Source organism: Agrobacterium sp. MA01 (genome assembly GCF_009650195.1).
Taxonomy (GTDB): Bacteria; Pseudomonadota; Alphaproteobacteria; order Rhizobiales; family Rhizobiaceae; genus Allorhizobium.
In genome coordinates this window covers 1,539,207-1,556,360 of record NZ_CP045854.1, presented here as the reverse complement: position 1 = coordinate 1,556,360, position 17,154 = coordinate 1,539,207, and the positions used below count along the sequence as shown (strand labels likewise).

Sequence of the window (17,154 nt, the reverse complement as noted above, 5' to 3'; positions counted from 1 at the left end):
ATCACAGGATTGTTCCCTCACCCAAATTTTTACGTAACGATCCTTACGCGCACGTCAAAACGCCGGGGCCATGGACAAAACTTCTCCAATGCCGCCCAAAAAACCTGATCTGTGAGAAAAATATTTTACACAAAACACCATGCGTTGCGCGTGCGCCACAGTATTGCCGATCATCACCTTGGTCGAATTTTATGCATCTCGCCCGGCCCAGGCAGGCAATGAGGACCTTGGCAACGAGATAACGCTCAGAATCAATATGAAATAGAGCAAAACACCCTTTTCAGCATGGTGCAGCGCAAAAAAAGAAAAGGCCGGATGCAAGATCCGGCCTTTAGAATTTCATTCCAGAAGCTTTTGCAGATCAACCTGCCTCGACAACCCGCGAAAGCGCGGTCAGGAGGCTCGTCTTCTGCCCTTCAAGCTCCTGCTGGCGTTCGCGCTCGGCAGCCACCACCTCCGGATTGGCATTGGCGACGAACTTCTCGTTGCCCAGCTTTCCGGCGATGCGGCCCAGTTCCTGGTCCACCTTGGCGATTGCCTTTTCGATTCGGGCCTTTTCGGCAGAGAGATCGATCAAGGCCCCCAGCGGCAGGCAGGCGGTTGCCTCACCGACGACGATCTGGGCAGCGCCCTTCGGTGCGACATCGGCAACGGTAATCGCCTCGACACGGGCGAGACGCTTGATCGCCGCATCATGACGGATCAACCGCTCCTGGGTCACGCCATTGGCGCCGACGACGACGAGCGGGGCTGTCGCGCCCGGCGGCACATTCATTTCCGAACGGGCAGAGCGGATACCGGTGACCAGATCGATCAGCCAGTTGATGTCAGCTGCCGAATTCTCATCGGAGAATTCCGGCGTCGGCCAGTCGGCATGGCAGAGTAGCGTATCGCGGGACACACCCTCGCCTGCCGTATGGGCCCAGAGCTCTTCCGTCATGAAGGGCATGAAGGGATGCAAGAGCTTGTAGATCTGCTCAAGCACAAAGGCCGCGCAGGCCTGCGCTTCCTTCTTGGCGCTTTCGTCCTCGCCCATGAAGACGGGCTTGAGCAATTCCAGATACCAGTCGCAGAACTGGTTCCAGACGAAGCGATAGAGGCTGCCGGCGGCGTCGTTGAAACGATAGTTCTCGATCGCCTCTGTCACCTCGGCTTCCGTGCGGGCAAGCTCGGTGAGGATCCAGCGGTTGATGGCGAGCGAGGTTGTCTCCGGCAGGAATGCCGGATCGGCCTTCACGCCGTTCATTTCGGCAAAACGCGTGGCGTTCCACAGCTTGGTGCCGAAGTTGCGGTAGCCAGCAATACGTGCCGGGTCGAGCTTCACGTCGCGACCCTGCGCTGCCATGATCGCCAGCGTAAAGCGCAGCGCGTCGGCACCGTATTCGTCGATCAGCTCCAGCGGGTCGATGACGTTGCCCTTGGACTTCGACATCTTCTGGCCGTTCTTGTCGCGAACCAGCGCATGCACATAGACCGTGTGGAAGGGCTCGACCGGCTTGCCGTCCTCGTCCTTCATGAAGTGCAGGCCCATCATCATCATCCGGGCGACCCAGAAGAAGATGATGTCGAAGCCGGTGACCAGAACGTCGGTCTGGTAATACTTCGCCAGTTCCGGCGTCTCGTCCGGCCAGCCGAGCGTCGAGAAGGGCCAAAGCGCCGACGAGAACCAGGTGTCAAGCACGTCCTCGTCGCGGGTCAAGATCTCGCCGGGCTGGAAATTCTCGAGCTTCTCTTCGACCCAAGCCTTCCAGGGGCCTTCATGGGCGATGTAGTGCTGGATCGCCGAATGCAGCGCCTCTTCCTCGGTCTTCTCGACGAAGACCTGACCGTCGGGACCATACCAGGCAGGGATCTGGTGACCCCACCAGAGCTGGCGGGAAATACACCAGGGCTCGATGTTCTCCATCCACTCGAAGTAGGTCTTTTCCCAGTTCTTCGGCACGAAGTTCGTGCGGCCTTCGCGCACGGAAGCAATCGCCGGCTCGGCCAGCGTCTTTGCGTCAGCAAACCACTGGTCGGTCAGCATCGGCTCGATGACGACGCCGGAACGGTCGCCGAAGGGCTGCATGATCTTCTTGTTCTCGACGAAGGGAATGTCATTGCCTTCGTCGTCCTTGGTGGTGACGGCCAGACCCTCCGCATTGATCGCCTCGACGATGCGCTTGCGGGCCTCGTAGCGGTCGAGACCGCGATAGTCTTCCGGCACCAGGTTAATGTCATCGACCTCGGTCTCGTTCGGCAGTTCGCCGGACTTGGCGATCTCAAGCGCACGCGCTGCATAGACGGCGTAGTCCTCGCCGTCGTCGCGCATCTTCGCCTGAGTATCCATCAGGCGGTAGAGCGGGATCTTGTTGCGACGGGCGACCTGGTAGTCGTTGAAATCATGGGCGCCGGTGATCTTGACGGCGCCGGAGCCGAACTTCGGATCCGGATATTCGTCGGTGATGATCGGGATCAGGCGGCGATGCTCCTTCGGCCCGACCGGGATCTCGCAAAGCTTGCCGACGATTGCGGCGTAACGCTCGTCCGAAGGATGAACCGCGACGGCACCGTCGCCCAGCATGGTCTCAGGCCGCGTCGTCGCGATCGCGATATAGTCGCGTTCTTCCTGGAAGGTGACGTTGCCGTCCTCGTCCTTCTCGACATAGGTGTAGGTCTGGCCACCCGCGAGCGGATATTTGAAGTGCCACATATGGCCTTCAACTTCCTTGTTCTCGACCTCGAGATCGGAAATCGCGGTCTCGAACTTCGGATCCCAGTTGACCAGCCGCTTACCGCGATAGATCAGGCCCTCTTTATAGAGTGAAACGAAGACTTCGAGGACTGCGGCCGACAAGCCCTCATCCATGGTGAAGCGCTCGCGCGACCAGTCACAGGATGCACCGAGGCGCTTCAGCTGGTTGAAGATCAACCCGCCCGATTCTTCCTTCCACTCCCAGACCTTCTCGATAAAGGCCTCACGGCCCATGTCTCGGCGCGAAAGGTTCTGGCCGTTTTCAGCAAGCTTGCGCTCGACGACCATCTGGGTCGCAATGCCGGCATGGTCCATGCCCGGCTGCCACAGCACATCCTTGCCGCGCATGCGCTCGAAGCGGACCATGATGTCCTGCAGCGTGTTGTTCAGCGCATGACCCATGTGCAGCGAGCCAGTGACGTTCGGCGGCGGGATCACGATGGTGAAGGTGTCCTCGCCCGGCTTCGCGTTGGCGCCAGCACGAAACGCATCGGCGTCTTCCCATGCTTTCGCGATTTTCGGTTCGACGGCGGCTGAATCATAGGTCTTTTCGAGCATTTTCCGACCGGATTTTCGAGTTCTGGATGTGGCTTGGTAAATAGGACTGACAAAACCAAGTCAATAAAAAAGGCCGCTCTTGCGAGCGGCCCACGATCCCCAAAGGGAGTTCAATCAGCGTCGCGGGCCGCGGGCGACGCGTTCGATTTCCTCGCGCACGAGACGCTCCACCAGCGTCGGCAGATTGTCGTCGAGCCAGTCCTTGAGCATCGGACGCAACATCTCCTCGGCGACCTCGTCGAGCGAGCGGCGTTCGCTGCCATCGAAGGCGGCCGCGAGTTCGGAGAAGGAGCGCGAAACCTGCTCGACGGTTGCGGCGGAAACAAGGGCGGTCAGATCCCGTCCCTCGTTTTCTGTCTTCTGATGCATATCGGTGGCGGCGGACGTCGCCTGCATGTCCGCCTCGAACGATGGCTCTGCCTGCTCCGTGGCGGGTTCCAGGAATGTCGGCTCCCTGCGTTCAGCGCGAACCTCAACATGGGCCATGCGCGCGATCGGCGACGGTTCTGCGGGGCGCTCGGCTTCCCGTTCGGCACGCGGCACTGGTGCCTGAGCCGGTTCGGCGGCGATCGTCGGGCGCAGCTGCTGGTCGCGCATCTCGGAGAGACGCGTCGTCATCACCGGCGCCCTATGCTGCGCCTCGTCGGCCGAAATTTCGCTGTCGCGACGTGGCTGCGAGACCGTCACATGGGCAGTCGTGTTGGACAATTGCGGCGGGCTCGGACGTTCGGTGCGCTCGGAGGCGGATCGTACACGGGCGGCGAGATCGGCAAGCGACACGCTCTTGGGTGCTTCCGGAGCCTGTTCGAGGACCGGCTCGCGACGCGGCTCGACTTCGGCGCGCTCCATGTCCCGCTGCGGAAACAGGGGGAAAGCGGAACCGGCATCGTTGGCCGGGACGAATTCGCCGCCATCATAGCCCATGTCCTCGTCGCTCTCGCCCTGATCGTCGGTCAGCGACGCTGCATCCTGCGTCAGGCTTCCACCGTTCACGGGATCATTGCTCTCGATGATCCGGCGGATGGATGCCAGGATCTCTTCCATGGACGGTTCACGCGCTACGCTTGGCTGAGCCATACTAATCCCCGTTGTCCTCAGAAATTCTCGGTCGGGACATAAGCACCCACACCGATTCGCGCTCACCCTAGGATACGCGCCTCTCGAAAAAAATCACGTGCGCAGAATGAATTGCCGTGATGCACAGCTTTGTTGCGCACCAACGAAAAGGCCCGCACGTGGCGGGCCTCAAACGCACTCGTTGAACGTCGAGCTTCAGAAGACGAATTCGGCTGCCTTACGGAAACCGGGCAACGGCTTCACGGCGGCATTGAAATATTCGGTGTGGGAGGTGATGCCGCCGTTCTTGACATAGAGGCGGGCGCGGGCCGCATTGCCATAACCGACGACGGCGACAAGACGACCACCCTCGCGCAGCTGCGCCAGCAGGGCTTCCGACAGCTCCTCGACGGCACCGTTGACGAAGATCACGTCATAGGGTGCTTCGGCGGTATAGCCGTCCTCCAGCTTGGCGGAGACCACGGCGACATTGTCATAACCGAGTTCGGAGAGCGTTTCGGTCGACCGGGCCACAAGCGCCTCGTCGCTCTCGGTCGCCACGACGGAACCGGCGAGCAGCGACAGAAGTGCTGCGGCGTAACCTGCACCACAGCCGATCTCGAGCACCAGGTCATCCTTGGTGATGGCGGCCAGCTGCAGAAGCTTGGCGAGCGGCGACGGCTCCATGATGTAGCGAGCCGGATTGCCATTGGCGGCGGGAGCCACCTGCATATCCTCGTCGATATAGGCGAGCGGCTTCAGCTCGGCTGCAACGAAGGCTTCGCGCGGCACCGAAAGAAAGGCGGTCAGCACGGAATGGGACGTGACGTCCGTCGTCCTGATCTGGTTGTCCACCATCTTGGTGCGTGCTGCTACGTAATCCATCATTTCATTCGCGCCCCGTGTCGACCGGCCATAGCGGCTTATTCCACCCGTGTCTTTAATTGCAGGGCGAGGCGCTTTCAAGCCGGTCTTCTTCTCGCACACGAGAATATCGCGGTCGCCATGTGACGCAGTCGCTCTTGCGGAACGCGCAAAGACGACATCACCGATGCCGCCGGGATAAGGTCGATTGTATCTATGGAGAGAGTTCGGATGGAGGCCTCGCCCGGAATTGAACCGGGGTACAAGGATTTGCAGTCCTCTGCGTCACCACTCCGCCACGAGGCCATCCGAGTAGAAAAGTGCGTGTGGTGGGCGGCATTTAGAACGGATCGAGAGTGAGCGCAAGGGGAAATTCATCAAATTTCGCGGCGCTCCTGTGGATGCCCGAAGGCGCCCTTCCCCGCCCGATTTTCCTTAAGAGTCCTCTCGCCAGCGACGACGATCAAGCAGGCGTGTTGCGGCCATGGTGCTGGCGGCTTCGGCCAGGCGTCCGGGATCGGTCATGCCCGATGTATAAAGCCGGATCACCGCCTTGCCCACCGCTTCGCGATGGCCGTCATCGGAATAAGCGGGCTGTGCCGGTTCGGCCGCCCGCATCGCGTGATCGATAATGTGAAAATCTCTTGGCGTCAGAATCAAGGAACTCTCCGCCTGGATTAATATGTTCATGTCGTATGACCTTTCCGGGAACCAGACGGCGAGCGCCGCGTTCGGTATCCCCGATTGAGTCCGCCCAGGGTATCGGGTTGGAACCATCAGGTCATTTCACTATGACATGTGCCGCGTTGTGGGCGTCAGCCCCCGCTGCCGGGGCGTGACGCGTCCTTGCGGCGACTCCACCAGACGGTCAAACGCCGACGACGGCGTCGAACGGCCGGCAGGTCATGCGACAGAACGATCAGGCCAAGCGGCACCATCCAGAAGCCCAGGATCGGCAGAAAGCCCAGAAAGCCACCGCCGACGAGTGCCGTTCCCGTCACGATTCGACCGGCCTTGGAGCGCGGAACGGGGATCTCGAGCCTGCCGAGGACAAGGCGCCCTCGCTGTTGGTCGAGCCGATACCGACGTTCTGCCATTCACGAGACTCCCTGCGTTTCAGCGATTTTGGGCCCCCTTCCCACGGCCCTCCAGATGGTGAGCCCACAAATAAAAACAAGACGATGACATTTTTTTTGAAAAACCGCTTGGCAAACGGAGCGAGCATCAGTATTACCCCGCTCACACCGCGGCAAGCGGCTGTTCCCTGGTAGCTCAGCGGTAGAGCATTCGACTGTTAATCGACAGGTCGCCGGTTCGAATCCGGCCCGGGGAGCCATCTAATTTCAAAGCCCGCGCCTCACAAAGGCAGCGGGCTTTTTGATTCAATGCGCGTTGCCGGCCCACAAGATCCAATGTGGACTTTCCGGCAATGGTTCCGAAACCCCCTCTTCACCTTTCGCTGCTATTTCCCTCCTCGTACGGAAAAGAATGCAAGGAGGACGGCCGATGTGGCTTGAGCTTCACGATGGGGACGGCTTTCCCTTCTACGTCAACATGGACAATGTGGTGGATTTCCGCTGGTACGAGCGGGAAGGCTATACCTGCCTGCTGACCACCGCCCCGGTCGCCGAAAAGCTGCATCGCCTCTATGTCCGCGAAAACGCCCAGGAAATCATGGCCATGCTTCGGGCCGAACAGGCCCGGCGCATCCCTGCACGCTCCGCCGCCTGACAGGTCAGCATGCGGGCGCATGCCAGAGTGTGAGATTCGTGACAGCGGCGTGATCTTGTCGCGGTAACCCTTCGTATGGCTTTGAAAGCCAGCGAAGAAGAACAACGCATGCCGCAATCCGCCAAGACGCTCATCCTCTGGTTCCGCAAGGATCTCCGGATCTCCGACCACGCCGCGCTCGCAACCGCGGCGGACGAGGGGTTTCGCATCGTCCCTCTTTATATAAGGGAGCCGGAGCACGCCGGCACCGGACCGCTCGGCGCGGCGCAAGCCTGGTGGCTGCATCACTCGCTCGAAGCCTTCGGGGAATCGCTGGCAAGGCTCGGCTCCAATCTGATCCTGCGCAGCGGCGCCGCAGACGCCATGCTCGCCGATCTCATCACAGAAACCGGCGCTTCGGCCGTCTTCTGGAATCGTCGTTATGATCCCTCAGGCATTGCTGTCGACAAGGCGTTGAAGGCAAAACTGATCGCTGATGGAATCGACGTGCGCACCTTTGCCGGCCAGATCCTGCACGAGCCGACCAAGCTCAAGACCGGCGCCGGCGGCCATTTTCGCGTCTATACGCCCTTCTGGAAGGCGCTGGACGGGTCCGGCGAGCCGCCCGAGCCGATCCCTGCCCCGAAGTCGCTCACCGCACCTGAGCATTGGCCGAAGAGCGAGACACTTTCGGACTGGAACCTGCTGCCGACCAGGCCGAACTGGGCGAAAGGCTTTGAAAGCGAATGGCAGCCCGGCGAAGACGGCGCAAGCAAGCGCCTCGCCGCTTTCATCGCATCCGGCCTCAAGGGCTATCGCACCCGCCGCGATTTTCCCGGTGAAGCGCATGTCTCGATGCTCTCGCCGCACTTAGCGCTGGGCGAAATTTCGCCTGCGTCCGTCTGGCACGCGACGCGCGGGCTGCCGGACGCCTATTCGAGTGAGGACTATATCCACTTCCGCAAGGAGCTCGTCTGGCGCGATTTTTCCTATCATCTGCTCTTCCATTTTCCCGATCTCGCGACCAAAAACTGGAACGCCAAGTTCGACGTCTTCCCCTGGCGCGACGCGCCGGATCTGCTCGAAAAGTGGCAGCGTGGCCAGACCGGCTACCCGATCGTCGATGCCGGCATGCGCCAGCTCTGGCAGACGGGCTTCATGCACAACCGCGTGCGCATGATTGTCGCCTCCTTCCTGATCAAGGACCTTTTGATCGACTGGCGCGAAGGCGAACGCTGGTTCCGCGACACGCTTGTCGATGCCGACCCGGCCTCGAATGCAGCCAGCTGGCAATGGGTCGCCGGCTCCGGCGCCGATGCCGCTCCCTTTTTCCGCATCTTCAACCCCACCAGCCAGGGCGAGAAATTCGATCCCGAAGGGGCTTACATCCGTCGCTTCGTACCGGAGCTGAGAGGCATGTCGAACAAGTTCATCCACAAGCCATCGGAGGCGCCCTTCGCGATGCTGAAGGAAGCAGGCGTGAGCCTCGGCAAGACCTATCCGCTGCCGATCGTCGATCACGGCAAGGCAAGGGATGCGGCGATGGCGGCGTTTCAGGGGTTGAGGGGGGAGTGATGCGGCCACGCCGAGTTGTGCAAATCAACGGGCGCCCTGCAAAAAGAGAGCAAGAGTTGCTTCTTGTACGCGATCAAGTACAATAAAGGGATGAGAACGACATCCTACAGCGACCTGCGCAAGAACCTGGCCTCTCTGCTCGACAGCGTGACTGAGGACCGGACGCCTGTGCTGATCACCCGTGATCGCGGCAAGCCCGCTGCCGTTCTGATGTCGGTGGAGGATTTTGCGTCCTATGAGGAAACGCAGCATCTCCTAAAGAGCCCCCGCAACGCCGAACGCCTGCTTGAAGCGGTGCGGGACCTCGATGAAGGCAAGGGCGAGGCGCGCGAGCTCTCGGAGTGAAGCTCATCTTCCATGCGCGTGCCTGGGAGGACTACCTGTATTGGCAGTCTACCGATCCGAAGATGCTGGCGCGCGTCAATCAATTGATCAAGGACAGCAGCCGATCACCCTTTCATGGCATCGGCAAACCGGAGCCGCTGCGAGGCGAGTTGCGCGGCTGGTGGTCGCGGCGGATCGATCAGGAGCATCGGCTCGTCTATCGTCCGACGGAAGACGGGCTCCTGATCGCGCAGTGCCGCCATCACTACTGATCGACTTTGGGAAGGACCCTAGTGGCCAGTTCGACGGCCAGCAAACTCAGCCCCCCGCACTGGACCTTGATCCATCTCTCCGCTAAAATGACCATACATAGTCATTTTAGGAGATCCACATGTCGAGCATGAGTGTTGCCGATGCCAAGGCAGGATTCGCCAGCCTCGTCGATGATGCCGCCAACGGCGAATTCGTTACGATTACCCGTCACGGGAAGCCTGCCGCCATGTTGGTCAGCGTCGAGGCCGGAGAGGCGGCGAAACGGGCGATGTCGAAGCCGAGACCGAATTTCGGAGAGTTCCTGATGTCTTATCCCGGCCCCGCCGATCTAGTCCGCAATCCATCCCCCATGCGGGACGTCGAGCTTGAGTAACGGCTTCCTCATCGACACCAACATCATCTCGCTCTTTTCGCCCGACCGGAAGCAGGCGCCATCCGAGGCGATGCGTATGTGGTTTCGAAATGAAGGCGAAGTCCTCTATGTGTCGGCCATCACGCTGGCGGAGATCGAGAAGGTCCTGCGCAGATTGCATCGTCGCGGCGGCTTCGAGCGGTCGCAGCGCTTAAGCGACTGGCTCGATACGATCACTGAAACCTTCGGCGACCGAATCTTGCCCGTCGACCCCATCGTTGCCCGGATCGCCGGCGGGCTCGACGATGTCGCTACCGCGAGCGGCGCGCATCCCGGGTTCGCCGACATCCTGATTGCCGCCACAGCAAAGGCTTACGGGCTGACGGTGATTACCGCCAATCTGAAGCACTTCATGCCTCTTGGCGTGGCCTGTGATTTTCCGGAAGCCCTCAGATCCTAAGTCCCGAACGCATTTTCCCTCTCTCCGCCGCCACGCGAAAAGCCATTCCTTGCCTTTGCCTGCCCTCGGGCGGAAAAGACCTGTCCACGTTTCGCGCTGACCGCTGCCCCGCAGAATCTTGCCCAGAAGGACAAAATTGCGCGGCATACCGGTTTTCTTCCCCGCGCATTTGGTTCTAGTGTCCGCGTCAGACAAAAAAGGCAGGCATCATGGCATTTCACCCCTCCGTGCTCGAGGCGATCGGCAATACGCCCCTCATCCGGCTGAAAGGCGCCTCGCAGGCGACAGGCTGCACCATTCTCGGCAAGGCCGAATTCCTCAATCCCGGCCAGTCGGTCAAGGATCGCGCGGCGCTGTTCATCATCCGTGATGCCGAGCGGCGCGGGCTGTTGCGCCCCGGCGGCGTGATCGTCGAGGGCACGGCCGGCAATACCGGCATCGGGTTGACGCTGGTTGCCAAAGCGCTTGGCTACCGCACCGTGATCGTCATCCCGGAAACCCAGAGCCAGGAGAAGAAGGACGCGCTGAAGCTGCTCGGCGCAGAACTCGTCGAAGTGCCGGCAGTGCCGTACAAGAACCCGAACAACTATGTGAAGATCTCGGGGCGTCTCGCCGCCCAGCTAGCGAAGAGCGAGCCCAACGGTGCGATCTGGGCGAACCAGTTCGACAACACCGTCAACCGTGACGCCCATGTAGAGACGACGGCGAAAGAGATCTATGTGCAGACCGGCGGCGCCGTCGATGGCTTCATCTGCGCGGTAGGCTCAGGCGGCACGCTCGCCGGCACCGGCATCGGTCTTCGCAACATGAAACCATCCGTCAAGATCGGCCTTGCCGATCCGGAGGGTGCTGCGCTCTTTGAGTATTACAAGAACGGCGAGCTCAAGTCCTCGGGATCCTCGATCACCGAGGGCATTGGCCAGGGCCGCATCACCGCGAACCTCGAAGGTTTTGCGCCTGACTTCGCCTATCAGATCCCCGATTCCGAAGCGCTCGACATTGTCTTCGACATCGTCGAGAACGAGGGCATCTGCCTCGGCGGCTCGTCAGGCATCAACATTGCGGGTGCCATGCGTCTGGCTCGCGAACTCGGCCCCGGCCACACGATCGTGACGATCCTCTGCGACTACGGCAACCGCTACCAGTCGAAGCTCTACAACCCGGATTTCCTGCGTTCGAAGGGCCTGCCGGTTCCGGCCTGGCTGGAAAAGCGCCCCGCCTTCGACCTGCCCTTCGAAACTGCCTGATTGTTATTGAAAGCATAGCCATGACCACCATCGCCCTCTACCGCGACGATTTCTATCTCTCGACGGCGGAAGCGGTGGTCACGGCCGTGCATGAAGACGGCGCGGTCGAACTCGACCAGACCTGTTTCTATGCGGCCTCCGGCGGGCAACCGGGCGATACCGGTTTCCTGGAGCGGGAGGATGGCAGCCACATCCAGCTTGCCGAGACGCGCCACGGCGCCAGCAAGGGTATCATTTTGCACCGCCCTCTCGACGGCGAGCCTCTGCCCGCAGTCGGCGAAAAGCTCGTGCTGCATGTCGACTGGGCGCGCCGCTACAAGCTGATGCGCATGCACACAGCCTGCCACCTGCTCTCCGTCGTCTGCTCCTATCCGATCACGGGGGCCGCCGTCGGCGAGGACGAAAGCCGCGTCGATTTCGACATGGGCGAGACCATCGACAAGGATCAGGTCACGGCAGACCTGATGAAGCTCGTCAGCGAAAATCATCCCGTTTATCTGCAGTGGATCACCGACGAGGAGCTCGCGGCCAACCCCGGCATCGTCAAGTCGAAGAATGTCCGCCCGCCCGTCGGCCTTGGTCGGGTGTCTTTGGTCTGTATCGGCGAGCATTCCGCCGTTGACAGTCAGCCCTGCGGGGGCACACATGTTTCCGAGACCCAGGAGGTCGGTGCGATTCATATCGCCAAAATCGAAAAGAAGGGCAAGGAGAACCGCCGGTTCCGCATTCGCTTTGGAGCCCCGGAGACCTAAGCCATAGGAACTTACGGGAGAAGTGCATGTCCGGTGAAAGAAGCCGTTTCGTCGTTTCGGCGGATTGGGTGGAAAAGAACCTCGGGTCTCCCGGCTTCAAGCTCGTCGATGCCTCCTGGTATCTGCCGGCTCATAACCGCAACGGCGCCGTGGAATATGCCTCCGGCCACATTCCAGGTGCGGTCTTCTTTGATCAGGACGTGATTGCCGACACCACCACCGGCCTGCCCCATTCCCTGCCGTCGCCCTCCTTTTTTGCCCAGGCCGTCGGCCAGCTCGGTATTTCCGCCGAGGATACGATCGTCGTTTATGATGGTCCCGGCTTCTTTTCGGCGCCGCGTGTCTGGTGGATGTTCCGTGTCATGGGCGCGCGGCGCGTCTACGTGCTTGAAGGCGGCATCGATGGCTGGAAGGCGGAAGGGCGGAAGCTTGAAACCGACCTGCCGGAACCGGCACCTGTTACCTTCGAGACGCAGTTCGACCGCTCGAGACTCACCTCCTTCGACCAGATGTCGGCGATTTCAGACGAGGGCGACAAGCAGATTGCCGACGCCCGTCCGGCCGGCCGCTTCACCGGCGAAGAGCCCGAACCCCGCGAAGGCATGCGCTCCGGCCATATCCCCGGGGCACGCAGCGTGCCTGCATCATCGCTGTCGGAAAACGGCCGCTTGAAGGATCTCGCCACGCTGCGCTCGATCTTCACCAGTGCCGGTATCGATCTCAACAATCCGGTAGTGACGTCCTGCGGCTCAGGTGTGACGGCAGCAGTCGTGACGCTGGCGCTCGAAAGCCTGGGGCATACCGACAATTCGCTCTATGACGGCTCCTGGTCGGAGTGGGGCTCGAAGACCGATACGCCTGTCGTCATCGGCGACGCTTCATCGCTCAGCTCGAAGACGTCGGGGCCGCTGACCGCCCATGTCACGCGGCTCGAAATGACGGCCCCGCCGAAATCCAGCCTTCCGGTGCCGGTCAACATTCAGACGGCAATCATGCGCACGCATGAAATCCCGCTTTCCTTCTACCGCTTCCTGCACCGCCAGGTTGGTGCACGCTGGCACTGGTATGAGCGCCTGCGTTTGCCCGACGAGCAGCTGAAGGCGATCATCCATGCCGAGAAGGTGTCGATCTCAGTTCTCTATGTGAACGGGGCGCCGGCCGGCTTCTACGAGCTCTCACAGGAAAGCGACGATCTCGTCGAGCTCTCCTATTTCGGCCTCTTCGAACATGCGCTGGGGCTCGGCATCGGCAAGTGGTTCCTGCTCCAGTGTCTCTATGCCGCATGGGCGAGCAATCCGAAGACAGTCACCGTCACCACCAATTCGCTCGACCATCCGCGCGCGCTGCAGCTCTACCAGCAGTTTGGCTTCTCGCCCGTCGGCACCTATGACGCCCTAGTCGATCCCCTGACCGATCAGGAGCTGTTGGCGCTCATCAAGCGCGACGGCTGACGCCGCCGTCGCTCATTCCTTCCTCTTCAGCTTGACGGACGTCGCCTCATCGCCGGAACCGGTCGCGTCGTCGTCGCTCGAGGTGTCCTCCGAGCCCTGGTTCTCGAACCAGTTGGCGATGAGACCGGCATGGAAGGCGGCCATCTCGTAGCAGTAGGTGATTTCGCGCGCCTCTGGATCCCAGAAGGCATTCTCAACGCCACAGGCCGTGCCGGTGATCTTGATGCCGTCCTTCAGATTGTAGCCCTCGCCGAAGACGGTGGCGATCGTCTCCAGAGCGCCAGCGCTCTTCAGCAGATCGGCAAAAGCCTGTAGATCCGCGTCACCCGCCGGTTCGTAGCGGACGTCGAAGCGGGTCTTGGCGCCTTCCTTCATGTTGGCAGCGAGCAGGCTCATCCAGCTGTCTCGCGCCTTCTCGTATTCGAATAGGCATTCCTCGCGACGATCCTCGGGAAATTCGAGCGAGTCGGCAAACTCATCGAAGAACTCCGCATTCGCCCCGGTCATCATGCAGACGATCGAATAGGCACGCTGGCGATCCAGGCCATGGGTGCCCATGAAGTCATCTTCCTGCGGACCATCCTCATTGGCTTCATCGAGCAGGAACCAGCCATCGGCGGCATCCTGCATGGTCGTGTAGAGATCCTCGTCCTCGGCGCCGAGCAATAGCACAGAGGAGAGCGCATCGACCGCGTCCTCCTCGCGTCCGAGCACCGGCAGATTGAACTCGGAGACCAGCATGTGGCCGGCCTCGTGGAAGAGGATGAAGATGGCATTGTTGACGACGAATTGCTGGCCTTCCTCCACCTGTTCGGCAGTCAAATCTTCTGCCTGAACACGCGTGGTTGGCTGGAAAAGCCATGCTGCAGCGAAGGCCAGCATGACTGTTGTGACGGACTTGAGCGACAGCATATGAGAGACCCCGAACCCCTGATACCTCGCCCATTCTCTACAGCAGAGATGCGGCGAGAGAGAAGCACCATTTCTGACCGCACGAACGCACGCAGGAATCGGGTGGCCGCAGATGCCTCAATGACAGAAGCTAGCCTATCTCAACTGTCGACATGAGGCTTCCATGATGTCCGATCTCCGTTTTCTCGCCATGCCTTCGCAACAGGCCGCAGCCTATCGTCAGGGGGCCCCCGACGCCTATGGGCTCACGCCTGAGCGTGGCATCTCCCCCGGCGGTTATCCCTGCCGTCATTGCCTCAGCGACATTGCCGAAGGCGAGGCCTATCTGACGCTCGCCTATCGCCCTTTTCCGACGCTCCAGCCCTATGCCGAGACCGGGCCGATCTTCCTGCATGCCGATGCCTGCCCGCGCGATGAAGCAAGCGACGTCCTGCCGCCGATGCTGGAAAGCCCCGACTACATCGTGCGCGGCTATGGCGCAGACGACCGGATCGTCTACGGCAGCGGTAGCGTGGTCCAGACAGAGGCCATCATCGCGCGGGCGCAGGAACTGCTCGCCAGTCCAGGGATCGCCTATCTGCATGTCCGATCGGCACGCAATAACTGCTATCAATGCCGGATCGAGCGCGCCGACACGGCAGTGACCGACAGCCGGAGACAAGCATGACTACCGCCCGCCCCTCCATGACCGCCACCGAATGGGGCCTGCTGCTCTTGCTTTCCGTCATCTGGGGCGGATCCTTCTTCTTCACCGGTGTTGCCGTTCGCGAATTGCCGCCGCTCACGATCGTCGCAGCGCGCGTTGGTCTTGCTGCCCTTGCCCTGCACGCCGTGGTGCGCCTCTCCGGAAAACACATGCCGACTTCACCGAAGATCTGGCTCGGCTTTCTCGGCATGGGGCTTCTCAACAACATCCTGCCTTTCAGCCTGATCGTCTGGGCGCAGACCCATATCGAAAGCGGCCTCGCCTCGATCCTGAATGCCACGACGCCCCTGTTCGGCGTGGTTGTGGCGCATCTGCTGACGAGCGACGAGAAGATGACGGGTAACCGCCTCTCAGGCGTGATCGTGGGCTTTGCCGGCGTTGCCGTGATGATCGGCCCATCTTCGCTGTCCCATCTTGGACAGGATCTGCTCGCACAGATCGCCATCCTCTGCGCCGCTCTCTCCTATGCTTTCGCAGGCGTGTATGGCCGTCGGTTTCGGCTCTGGGGGCTCAGCCCGATGGTCACCGCCTGCGGCCAGCTCACGGCGTCGAGCGTCGTCATGCTGATCTTCGCCATGGCTTTCGATCACCCTTGGACCCTTCCGGCTCCAAGTGCTGCCACCATCGCCGCCGTGATCGCCATCGCACTCATCTCGACTGCGCTTGCCTATGTCATCTTCTTTCGCATTCTGGCGAGCGCCGGCGCCACCAATATCATGCTGGTGACCTTCCTGATCCCAGTCAGCGCCATCATGCTCGGCGCCGTCTTTCTGGGTGAGCGCCTTGCTCCGGAGGATTTTGCCGGCATGGCGATCATCCTTCTCGGTCTCGCCCTGATCGACGGTCGGCTATGGCCTCGTGTGCGACGCATCGCGAACCATGCTCTTGATCGCGGCGGGCGGGGCTGAAGCAACGGCCTTTCGTCTCTTGGGAACCCCGGTCACTGGCGCTGCGTTCCGTCCGCTTGTCTACAGAGAACGGAGCCCTTGATGCAGCCCACCCCGCCAATCCGCTACCATGCCGACCTCGAAAGTCCCTCCGCCGACGAAAAGGAGGCGATCGAGGATATCAAGGAGAGCATGCTCTACATCATAGAGAAGACACACGAGGATCTTGGCCATGCGCAGCGCAGCGTACATGCCAAGAGCCACGCCCTGCTCGAAGCCTCCATCACCGTCCATCCGGATCTTTCGGCCGAACTGCGGCAGGGGATCTTCGCCGAACCGGGTCGGACCTATCCGGCGATCATCCGCATATCCACCATCCCTGGCGATCCCTTGCGCGACAGTGTTTCACTGCCGCGCGGTTTCGCCATCAAGCTCTTCGACGTCGAGGGCACGCGGTTGCCAGGCAGCGAAGGCGATCTCACGCAGGATTTCCTCTTTGCCTCCGCGCCGGCTTTTGCTGCACCGGATGCCGCAGGTTTTGCCAAAAACCTGAAACTCATTTCCCGCACCACCGATCGGGTGGAATGGGCCAAGAGTGCGCTCAGCTGGATCCTGAGACCCATCGTCCGTGGACTGGAAGCCATGGGCGCGGATGCCGGAGCGTTGAAGGCGATGGGCGGCTATCCGGAGACCCATCCACTCGGCGAGCACTACTACACCCAGGTTCCCTTGCGCTTCGGCGACTATGTGGCAAAGCTCGACATCGTGCCGCGGTCCGAGAGCTTCAAGCGCCTGGTCGACGAAAGGATCGATCTATCCGAGGGTCCCGACGTGCTGCGCGAAGCGGTTGCCGAGGTGATGGCGCGCGATGGCGGAGAATGGACCTTGCGCGCACAGCTCTGTCGCAATCTCGAAACACAGCCGATCGAGGATGCTTCCGTCGTCTGGCCAGAGGAAGACAGCCCCTATCTGGAGATCGCGACCATCAGTGTTGCGCCGCAGACGGGCTGGTCGGAAGGTCGTTCGCGTGCCGTCGATGACGGACTGACCTTCCGCCCATGGCGCGGCATCGAGCAGCATCGACCCCTCGGCAATGTCATGCGCGCCCGCAGGGAGGTCTATCCGGTGGCGGCGGCAAAGCGCAGCGCCTTGATCGGCTGCCCGATGCATGAGCCGAAGAGCCGGCCCGATCTGCCTTGATCTAGGCATAAAAAAACGGGCCGGCCGATGGGAAGGCCGGCCCGGATCGGCCGCTTTACACGTTACATTCGCGGACCTGACGCAGCGTGAGGC

18 protein-coding genes and 2 tRNA genes are annotated in these 17,154 nt (G+C 61.2%); 13 read left to right on the top strand and 7 right to left on the bottom strand.

The window, feature by feature from the left end:
- Nucleotides 1-361: 361 nt before the first annotated feature.
- The 6 genes from GH983_RS07615 to GH983_RS07590 all read right to left on the bottom strand — a co-directional run bounded on the left by GH983_RS07615 (nt 362) and on the right by GH983_RS07590 (nt 6,309).
- Entirely contained in the window at nt 362-3,292 is a 2,931-nt protein-coding gene (locus GH983_RS07615) for a valine--tRNA ligase (protein WP_153762067.1), read from the bottom strand.
- 114 nt (nt 3,293-3,406) lie between these two features.
- Nucleotides 3,407-4,369 (bottom strand): DUF2497 domain-containing protein, encoded by a 963-nt coding sequence (locus tag GH983_RS07610; protein ID WP_153762066.1) that lies wholly within the window; start codon nt 4,367-4,369, stop codon nt 3,407-3,409.
- 195 nt (nt 4,370-4,564) lie between these two features.
- Nucleotides 4,565-5,233 carry a protein-L-isoaspartate O-methyltransferase gene (locus tag GH983_RS07605; protein WP_194842833.1) on the bottom strand — a complete coding sequence of 223 codons (669 nt, stop codon included), beginning with the start codon at nt 5,231-5,233 and terminating at the stop codon, nt 4,565-4,567.
- A 211-nt stretch (nt 5,234-5,444) separates the two neighbouring features.
- A tRNA-Cys gene (locus GH983_RS07600) sits at nt 5,445-5,518 on the bottom strand.
- A gap of 129 nt (nt 5,519-5,647) precedes the next feature.
- The gene (locus tag GH983_RS07595) at nt 5,648-5,872 is read right to left on the bottom strand and encodes a hypothetical protein (protein WP_150127398.1); all 225 of its coding nucleotides are present in this window, start codon (nt 5,870-5,872) and stop codon (nt 5,648-5,650) included.
- Between the two features lie 155 nt (nt 5,873-6,027).
- The gene (locus GH983_RS07590; RefSeq protein WP_153762064.1) at nt 6,028-6,309 is read right to left on the bottom strand and encodes a hypothetical protein; all 282 of its coding nucleotides are present in this window, start codon (nt 6,307-6,309) and stop codon (nt 6,028-6,030) included.
- A gap of 164 nt (nt 6,310-6,473) precedes the next feature.
- Between GH983_RS07590 and GH983_RS07585 the strand changes: the two genes are divergently transcribed.
- The 10 genes from GH983_RS07585 (at nt 6,474) to sseA (ending at nt 13,356) form a co-directional block, all read left to right on the top strand.
- Nucleotides 6,474-6,548, top strand: a tRNA-Asn gene (locus GH983_RS07585).
- Between the two features lie 170 nt (nt 6,549-6,718).
- The gene (locus GH983_RS07580; protein WP_054150124.1) at nt 6,719-6,943 is read left to right on the top strand and encodes a hypothetical protein; all 225 of its coding nucleotides are present in this window, start codon (nt 6,719-6,721) and stop codon (nt 6,941-6,943) included.
- A gap of 108 nt (nt 6,944-7,051) precedes the next feature.
- Nucleotides 7,052-8,497 (top strand): deoxyribodipyrimidine photo-lyase, encoded by a 1,446-nt coding sequence (locus tag GH983_RS07575; RefSeq protein ID WP_069043822.1) that lies wholly within the window; start codon nt 7,052-7,054, stop codon nt 8,495-8,497.
- A 90-nt stretch (nt 8,498-8,587) separates the two neighbouring features.
- The gene (locus GH983_RS07570) at nt 8,588-8,842 is read left to right on the top strand and encodes a type II toxin-antitoxin system Phd/YefM family antitoxin (protein WP_054150137.1); all 255 of its coding nucleotides are present in this window, start codon (nt 8,588-8,590) and stop codon (nt 8,840-8,842) included.
- Nucleotides 8,839-9,093 carry a Txe/YoeB family addiction module toxin gene (locus GH983_RS07565; protein WP_054150123.1) on the top strand — a complete coding sequence of 85 codons (255 nt, stop codon included), beginning with the start codon at nt 8,839-8,841 and terminating at the stop codon, nt 9,091-9,093. Before GH983_RS07570 ends, GH983_RS07565 begins: the two co-directional genes overlap by 4 nt.
- Nucleotides 9,094-9,212: 119 nt before the next feature.
- Nucleotides 9,213-9,467 carry a type II toxin-antitoxin system Phd/YefM family antitoxin gene (locus GH983_RS07560; RefSeq protein WP_054150122.1) on the top strand — a complete coding sequence of 85 codons (255 nt, stop codon included), beginning with the start codon at nt 9,213-9,215 and terminating at the stop codon, nt 9,465-9,467.
- Complete coding sequence (locus GH983_RS07555) at nt 9,460-9,906, top strand: type II toxin-antitoxin system VapC family toxin (protein WP_153762062.1); 447 nt, start codon at nt 9,460-9,462, stop codon at nt 9,904-9,906. Before GH983_RS07560 ends, GH983_RS07555 begins: the two co-directional genes overlap by 8 nt.
- Before the next feature lie 209 nt (nt 9,907-10,115).
- The gene (locus GH983_RS07550) at nt 10,116-11,153 is read left to right on the top strand and encodes a cysteine synthase A (protein WP_054150120.1); all 1,038 of its coding nucleotides are present in this window, start codon (nt 10,116-10,118) and stop codon (nt 11,151-11,153) included.
- A 20-nt stretch (nt 11,154-11,173) separates the two neighbouring features.
- The gene (locus GH983_RS07545) at nt 11,174-11,905 is read left to right on the top strand and encodes an alanyl-tRNA editing protein (RefSeq protein WP_153762061.1); all 732 of its coding nucleotides are present in this window, start codon (nt 11,174-11,176) and stop codon (nt 11,903-11,905) included.
- Between the two features lie 26 nt (nt 11,906-11,931).
- The gene (gene sseA, locus GH983_RS24540) at nt 11,932-13,356 is read left to right on the top strand and encodes a 3-mercaptopyruvate sulfurtransferase (protein WP_153762060.1); all 1,425 of its coding nucleotides are present in this window, start codon (nt 11,932-11,934) and stop codon (nt 13,354-13,356) included.
- 12 nt (nt 13,357-13,368) lie between these two features.
- Here the strand turns inward: sseA and GH983_RS07535 are convergent, their stop codons facing one another.
- Complete coding sequence (locus GH983_RS07535; protein WP_153762059.1) at nt 13,369-14,268, bottom strand: DUF4344 domain-containing metallopeptidase; 900 nt, start codon at nt 14,266-14,268, stop codon at nt 13,369-13,371.
- Between the two features lie 166 nt (nt 14,269-14,434).
- Between GH983_RS07535 and GH983_RS07530 the strand changes: the two genes are divergently transcribed.
- The 3 genes from GH983_RS07530 (at nt 14,435) to GH983_RS07520 (ending at nt 17,061) form a co-directional block, all read left to right on the top strand.
- A complete protein-coding gene (locus GH983_RS07530) occupies nt 14,435-14,935 on the top strand; it encodes a DUF1203 domain-containing protein (protein ID WP_194842832.1) in 501 nt (166 codons plus the stop codon).
- Complete coding sequence (locus tag GH983_RS07525; RefSeq protein WP_246727524.1) at nt 14,932-15,882, top strand: DMT family transporter; 951 nt, start codon at nt 14,932-14,934, stop codon at nt 15,880-15,882. Before GH983_RS07530 ends, GH983_RS07525 begins: the two co-directional genes overlap by 4 nt.
- 81 nt (nt 15,883-15,963) lie before the next feature.
- Complete coding sequence (locus GH983_RS07520) at nt 15,964-17,061, top strand: catalase family protein (RefSeq protein WP_153762057.1); 1,098 nt, start codon at nt 15,964-15,966, stop codon at nt 17,059-17,061.
- Nucleotides 17,062-17,154 lie beyond the last annotated feature (93 nt).